This is a genomic window from Devosia geojensis, assembly GCF_000969415.1.
Taxonomy (GTDB): Bacteria; Pseudomonadota; Alphaproteobacteria; order Rhizobiales; family Devosiaceae; genus Devosia; species Devosia geojensis.
On record NZ_JZEX01000152.1, the window covers coordinates 1 to 6,793 of the forward strand.

The 6,793-nt window shown below is 67.8% G+C and carries 6 protein-coding genes; 3 read left to right on the plus strand and 3 right to left on the minus strand.

The annotated features are described in order from the left end of the window. Window positions 1–73: 73 nt before the first annotated feature. Window positions 74–826: a type I methionyl aminopeptidase gene (gene map / locus VE25_RS18030; protein WP_046110057.1), complete on the minus strand. Its 753-nt coding sequence runs from the start codon at window positions 824–826 to the stop codon at window positions 74–76. Window positions 827–1,030: 204 nt separating this feature from the next. Next, window positions 1,031–2,440 carry a dihydrolipoyl dehydrogenase gene (lpdA, locus tag VE25_RS18035; RefSeq protein WP_046110058.1) on the minus strand — a complete coding sequence of 470 codons (1,410 nt, stop codon included), beginning with the start codon at window positions 2,438–2,440 and terminating at the stop codon, window positions 1,031–1,033. A 338-nt stretch (window positions 2,441–2,778) separates the two neighbouring features. Here lpdA and VE25_RS18040 point away from each other — a divergent pair, with 338 nt between their 5' ends. Continuing rightward, the gene (locus VE25_RS18040) at window positions 2,779–4,719 is read left to right on the plus strand and encodes an elongation factor G (RefSeq protein ID WP_046110059.1); all 1,941 of its coding nucleotides are present in this window, start codon (window positions 2,779–2,781) and stop codon (window positions 4,717–4,719) included. A gap of 179 nt (window positions 4,720–4,898) precedes the next feature. On the opposite strand, the gene VE25_RS18045 is transcribed toward VE25_RS18040, so the two are convergent. Then, window positions 4,899–5,396, minus strand: coding sequence for a cupin domain-containing protein (locus VE25_RS18045; protein ID WP_046110060.1), 498 nt, complete (start codon window positions 5,394–5,396; stop codon window positions 4,899–4,901). Between the two features lie 156 nt (window positions 5,397–5,552). On the opposite strand from VE25_RS18045, the gene VE25_RS18050 reads away from it, so the two are divergent. Beyond that, window positions 5,553–6,200 (plus strand): SRPBCC family protein, encoded by a 648-nt coding sequence (locus VE25_RS18050; protein WP_046110061.1) that lies wholly within the window; start codon window positions 5,553–5,555, stop codon window positions 6,198–6,200. Beyond that, on the plus strand, window positions 6,200–6,529 hold the full coding sequence (locus tag VE25_RS18055) for an ArsR/SmtB family transcription factor (RefSeq protein WP_046110062.1): 330 nt from the start codon (window positions 6,200–6,202) through the stop codon (window positions 6,527–6,529). The genes VE25_RS18050 and VE25_RS18055 overlap by 1 nt, the downstream gene beginning before the upstream one ends. The last annotated feature ends 264 nt before the right edge of the window (window positions 6,530–6,793 follow it).

The following is a 6,793-nucleotide window of genomic DNA, read 5'->3' on the forward strand; positions in this document are numbered from 1 at the left end:
CCACCCCCAAGCCCCTCCCCCTTGAGGGGAAGGGGAGCCGACCGGCTCGTTTTCCGACCAATCGTGAAACGATCTAGCCCGGCAGGGTCAGCACCAGGGGGCCGTTGCGGGTAGCGACGACCGTGTGCTCGTACTGCACGGTCGGGGCGTTGGGCACGCTGTAGAGCGTCCATGGGTCGCGGCCGTCGTCCTCGGCCCATTCGGCCCCGAGCGACAGGAACGGCTCGACGGTGAACACCAGGCCTTCGTGCATGCGGCGGCGCTCGCCGCGATCGGGCCAGGTGGCGATCTCGTGCGGCTCGTCATGCAGGCCCCGGCCGACGCCGTGGCTGGAAAGGTTGCGCACCAGCGAATAGCCGTTCTTTTTGGCGAACGCACCGATGGCATCGCCGATGCCGGCGAACGGCCGGCCGGCGCCGACCTGCTTCAGCCCGACCCACATCGCCCGGCGCCCGTCGCGGCAGAGCCGCTCGATGCGGGGCTTGACCGGTGGGACGGGGAAGGATGCGCCGGTATCGGCGAAATAGCCGTCTTTCTCGGCCGAGACATCGATGTTGACGAGATCGCCCGCCGCGATGCGCCGGGGTCCCGGAATGCCGTGGGCGACCTCGGCGTTGATGCTGATGCAGGTGGCGCCGGGAAAGCCGTAGGTCAGCTCCGGCGCCGGCTGCGCGCCCGCCGACTCGAGGAGCTTGCGGCCCATCGCATCGAGCTCGGCCGTGGTCATGCCCGGCTCCACGGCCTTGCGCATGGCTTCAAGCGTATTGGCGACGATGGCGCCGATTGTCTTGAGGCCTTCGAGCTCTTCCTCGTTGGAGACGGTCATGGTCGTGTGCTCCGCTAATTGACAGAACCTGTGGCTGTCCGGATCATTCCAACTCCACCGGATCATTCCCGCGAAAGCGGGAACCTCTATTCGCAAACCCGGTAGAGGAAACGGAGGTCCCCGCTTTCGCGGGGATGACCCGGTGGTGGGTTGGCATAGTGCGAAATCGAAAGTTCCGTACTCGCCGGTCGGGCACAATCCCCCTTAGATGTGGATCGCGCCGTCCCCCAGCGACAGCGCGGCTTCCCGCACGGCCTCCGAGAGGGTCGGGTGGGCGTGGGTGGTGCGAGCGAGGTCCTCGGCAGCGCCGGAGAATTCCATCAGCGTCACCAGCTCATGGATCATCTCGCCGGCGTTCTTGCCCACGATATGGGCGCCGAGCACGCGGTCGGTCGCAACGTCCGCCAGGATCTTGACGAAGCCTTGCGTCGCCAGCATCGCCTTGGCGCGCCCGTTGGCGGTGAACGGGAACTTGCCGATCTTGTAGTCGATGCCCTCGGCCTTCAGTTCGTCCTCGGTCTTGCCGACGGAGGCGATTTCCGGGTTGGTGTAGACGACCGAGGGGATTGCGCCGTAGTTCACGTGGCCCGCCTGGCCGGCGATGATCTCGGCAACCGCAATGCCCTCGTCCTCGGCCTTGTGGGCGAGCATCGGGCCGGCGATGACGTCGCCGATGGCATAGATGCCCTCGACCGAGGTCTTGTAGTGCGCATCGACCCGCACGCGCCCGCGCTCGTCGAGCGCGACGCCCACGAGATCGAGCCCGAGGCCCTCGGTGTAGGGCTTGCGGCCGATGGCGACGAGCGCCACGTCCGCCTCGATCACCGCCTGCCCGCCGCCCTGGGCCGGCTCGACCTTGACGATGAGCGATCCGTCCTCGGCCTTGTCGATGCCGGAGACCTTGGAGGAGAGGTGGAACTCGAAGCCCTGCTTCTGCAGCATGCGCTGGAAGTTGCGCGCGACCTCGCTATCCATGCCCGGCAGGATGCGGTCGAGGTATTCGACGACGGTCACCTTGGAGCCGAGCCGCGCCCAGACCGAGCCGAGCTCGAGCCCGATGACGCCGGCGCCGATGACGACGAGGCGCTCGGGCACCGTCTCGAGGGAGAGGGCACCCGTCGAGGTCACGATTTGCTTCTCGTCGACCTCGATGCCCGGCAGGTTGGCCGAAACCGAGCCGGTCGCAATGATGATCGCCTTGGAGGCGATTTCGGTGGGCGCGCCCGACTGCGGCGTCACCAGCACCCGGCCCGCCGCGGGAATCGAGCCGATGCCGCGATAGACGGTTATCTTGTTCTTCTTGAAGAGATAGTCGACGCCGCCGACATTGGCCGCGACCGTTTCGTCCTTGTGGGCCAGCATCTGCTTCAGGTCGAGTTTTGGCGCGCCGACGTCGATGCCCAGCTGCTTGAAGCTGTGGCCGGCCTCCTCGAAGAGCTCGCTGGCGTGGAGCAGCGCCTTGGAGGGAATGCAGCCGATGTTGAGGCAGGTACCGCCATGGGTCGCCCACTTTTCCACCACCGCCACTTTCTTGCCGAGCGGGGCGGCGCGGATCGCGGCGACATAGCCGCCCGGGCCGGTGCCGATGACGGTGACGTCGAATTGGTCTGCCATTTGGAGAGTGCCCCTGAGGTGTTTTCAGCCAAGGATGTAATGCCGACGAACCGAATAAACCACCGTTGCCGCCGGGAAAAGCCTTGTTCGTCAAGAGCGGGGATTAGAATGAAGATGCGATTGTGGCGAGGAGGACTTTCGTTGGACATGACCTCGCGCCGCCCGGACACTGGGGCCTGCGGTTGTCGTCCTTGAGGGGGAGGGGAGCAAGACTTGCTCCACCCCGCGCCCTGTGCTCTATTCCCATCCATTCGTTCGCACCCCCTGGAGGCAGCAATGCCCCGAGTCATGTTCATCGAGAAAGGAGCTTTCCCCCACACTTGAGGACATGACCCTCTATGCGAACCCTGAACCTGGGGATCCTGGCGCATGTTGACGCCGGGAAGACCAGCCTCACCGAACGGCTGCTGCACGCGGCCGGTGTCATCGACGAGATCGGCAGCGGCGACGGCGGCAACACCCAGACCGATACCCTCGCGCTCGAAAAGCAGCGCGGCATCACCATCAAGGCGGCCGTGGTCTCCTTTCGCGTCGGCGACACCACCGTCAACCTGATCGACACGCCCGGCCATCCGGATTTCATCGCCGAGGTCGAGCGCGCCCTCGACGTGCTCGACGGCGCCGTGCTCGTCGTCTCGGCGGTAGAGCGCGTGCAGGCGCAGACGCGCGTGCTCTTTCGCGCGCTGCAGCGCCTGAAAATCCCGACGCTGATCTTCGTCAACAAGATCGACCGCGCCGGCGCCGCCTGCGGTGAAACCCTCGCGACCCTCGCCGAGCGGCTGACGCCGGGCATCGTCCCCATGGGAGAGGTGGGCGCCATCGGCACCCGCGCGGCGGATTTTTGCCCCTTCGATCCGGAGGACGAGGCCTTCCGCGCCCGCCTTGCCGAAAAGCTCGCCGACCACGACGACGCCATCCTCGCCGACGTGCTGGAGGACCGGGCGCTTTCCTACAAGCGCCTGCGCTCGGGGCTCGCCCAGGAGGTTCGACGCGCCCGGCTCCATCCGGTGTTCTTCGGCTCGGCCATCACCGGCGCCGGCATCGGCCCGCTGATCGCGGGGCTCGATCTGCTGCCCGGCGCCGGGCACGATGCGCAGGGCCCGCTCTCGGGCGCCGTGTTCAAGGTCGAGCGCGGCCCTTCCGGCGAGAAGATCGCCTATGCGCGCCTCTTCCGCGGCACCCTCAAGGCCCGCCAGCGCCTCGTCCTCGCCGACGGCAGCGAGGCGCGGGTCACCGGCATCGCCGCCTTCGAAGGCGGGCGCTCGGTCGAGACGCGGGCGCTGACCGCCGGCGGCATCGGCAAGCTCTCGGGCCTTTCCGGCATCCGCATCGGCGACGCCATCGGGCGGCCGCGCCAGCGCGCGGAGCCCCGCCACTTCGCCCCGCCGACCCTCGAGACCCGCGTCGAGCCGAAGCGCCCGGCCCAGCGCGGCGCGCTCAATACGGCCCTTGCCCAGCTCGCCGAGCAGGATCCGTTCATCGACCTGCGCCGCGACGACCTGCGCCACGAGATCTATCTCTCGCTCTATGGCGAGGTGCAGAAGGAGGTGATCGAGGAGACGCTGCGCAGCGAGTTCGGCATCGAGGCGACGTTCCAGCCCTCGACCATCATCTGCGTCGAACGGCCGGTGGGTACGGGCGCCGCCGTCGAGTGGGCGCCGGACCCGTTCTTCGCGACCATCGGCCTGCGCCTTGAGCCCGGCCCTATCGGCAGCGGCATCGTCTATGCCGAGGAGATCGAATACGGCTCGCTCCCCGTCTCGTTCCATACGGCGATCGAGGATGCGGTTCGCGCCGCCCTGGGGCAGGGCCTCAACGGCTGGCAGGTGACCGACTGCAAGGTGGTGCTGACCCACAGCACGCGCCTGCGCAAATGGGCGACGAGCTCGGCCGCCGACCACCGCGACCTGACGCCCCTGGTGCTGATGGATGCCCTGCGACAGGCCGGTACGGTCGTCTGCGAGCCGGTGCACCGCTTCGCCCTGACCCTGCCGGAGGAGAGCCTCGCAGCGGTGCTGGCGGCGCTCGCCCGGCTCGAGGCCGTGCCGAAGGTGCCGGCGGTCGACGGGCGCACGGCGACCCTCGACGGCGAGATCGCTGCGGCCCACGTCCACCGCCTGCAGCAGCTGCTGCCCGGGCTTACCCGCGGCGAGGGCGTGCTCGAGGCCGAGTTCGACCACTACCGCCCGGTGCGCGGCCCGGCTCCCAGCCGCCCGCGCACCGATTACGATCCGCTGAACCGGAAGGACTATCTCGCCCGCATACGGGGAGGGCGGTGAGAAGAAGGCGGGCGTTGGAACCTTCCGAAGTCATCCGGATCGGCGGCTCCACCGCCTCCCTCCCCTTAAGGGGAGGGAATGAGGGTGGGGGTGGTTGTGTGAGCCACGACGGCCCCCCACCCCCGACCCCTCCCCTCAAGGGGGAGGGGAGCCGATCCGCCCGTGCATCCGCCAACGCTCTAGCCGACGTCCTCGCCTTCCCAGTAATCCATCGGCACGAGCCTTCCGCCGGCCTTGAACGTGCCGTTCTCGCGGTGGAAGCCCGAGGCGCCGACGTCGATCCGTATCCGGCCGCTGTCGACATATTCGATCACGTCGGCGCTGGTGTTGTTGGAAAGGGCGATGTAGCGCAGCGGCTCGCTGCTGGTGTTGATGATCTGGTGCGCCGCCCCGCCCGCCGGCGCGCCGAGGCAGTCGCCCTGCCGGATGGGCAGCCGCTCCTCGCCGATCCGGTAGGTGCCGGTGCCTTGCAGCACGACGAACATCTCGTCGGAGGTGTGGTGGCGGTGGAACGGCACGGCGGTCAAGCCCGGAGGCACTTCGTAGAGCGTGGCGCCGAGGCCCTTGAGCCCCAGCGTCTGCCCGATATCGCCGTCCGCCCCGCCGAAGCGCGTCCCTTGCGTTGCAAATTCGAGGTTGACCTCGTCGAGGTTGAGGATGGTTCTGGCCCTGGTCACCGGCTCCTCCCTTGGTTGCCGTCACTCAGAACGTTGCCCGGCCGCGATGGGTTCGCCAAGGGCTCCGATAATCGTTCCATCCTATTTAAGGATTGACTTATATAAGCAGCGGCCGGTACAAATCGCCCGACGCGACAACCACGGGAGCGCAAGCCCATGACCTTCGATCTCGCCGCCCATTTCGGCACCATGACCCGCACGGTCGAGAACCTCGAGCGCGACGGCAAGCCGGCCAAGGCCGTCATCGCCTCGCGCGTTTACGACACCGACGCGGCCGATCTCTGGGATGCGCTGACGCGGCCGGAGCGGCTGAAGCGCTGGTTCACGCCGGTCTCGGGCGATCTCAAGCTCGGCGGCAAGTACCAGCTCGAGGGCAATGCCGGCGGCACCATCACCGAATGCGTGCCGGAAAGGCGCATCGCCGTCACCTGGGAGTTTGCCGGCGGCGTGAGCTGGGTGACCGTCACCCTCGCGCCCGAGGGCGCCGGCACGCGGCTCGAGCTCACGCACACCGCCCATATCGATCCGCATTGGGATCAGTTCGGTCCCGGCGCCGTCGGCGTCGGCTGGGATCTCGGCTTCATGGGCCTTGCCCGGCACCTGGCCGAGCCGGAAGCCGACCTGCCGCAGGAGGCCGTGGCCGGCTGGCACGAGACCCCCGAGGCCAAGGAGTTCCTCGCCAAGGCCAGCAGCGACTGGGGCCGCGCCGCGATCGCCGCCGGAGAGCCGGAAGACAAGGCGCTCGCCGCCGCCGAAGCGACGCGCCGGTTCTATACCGGCGAGATGCCGCCGCCGGAGATGTGATGCACGCCTTCGACGTCCTCGGCGACCCCGTCCGCCGCCGCATCCTTGAGCTCCTGACCGACGGCGAGCACGCCTCGGGCGCGGTGGTCGAGGTCATCCAGGCCGAGTTCGGCATCTCCCAGGCCGCCGTCTCGCAGCACTTGAAGGTGCTGCGCGATTCGGGCTTTGCCACCGTGCGCATAGACGGCCCCCGCCGCCTCTACACCCTCGATGCCGCCCCCCTCGAAGAAGTCGACGCCTGGCTCTCCCGCTTCCGCATCTTCTGGACGCACAAGCTCGAGGCGCTGGCGACGGAAGTGGCGCGGGGGAAGCGGGAACGGAAAGACTGACCGTCCGGGAAATCATCCGCCCGGCCCTCCGACCACGGCAAGAGCTCCACGTGTGTGCTCTACTCGTAGGAACGCTGGGGCAGCTGCCATTTCCACCGGCTGTCATCCCGGCGCAAGCCGGGAGGTGGATTCTCGTTCGAAGTGCAACAGTTGGATTGAGAAGGCTTCGGCTGGGGTTTTCTAGTCGAGGCATTTTCTGGGTGTGTTGTTATAGGCGGCAATGAGCTCGATGAAGAGTTTGTCGTCGATACTGGCCAGGTCGGT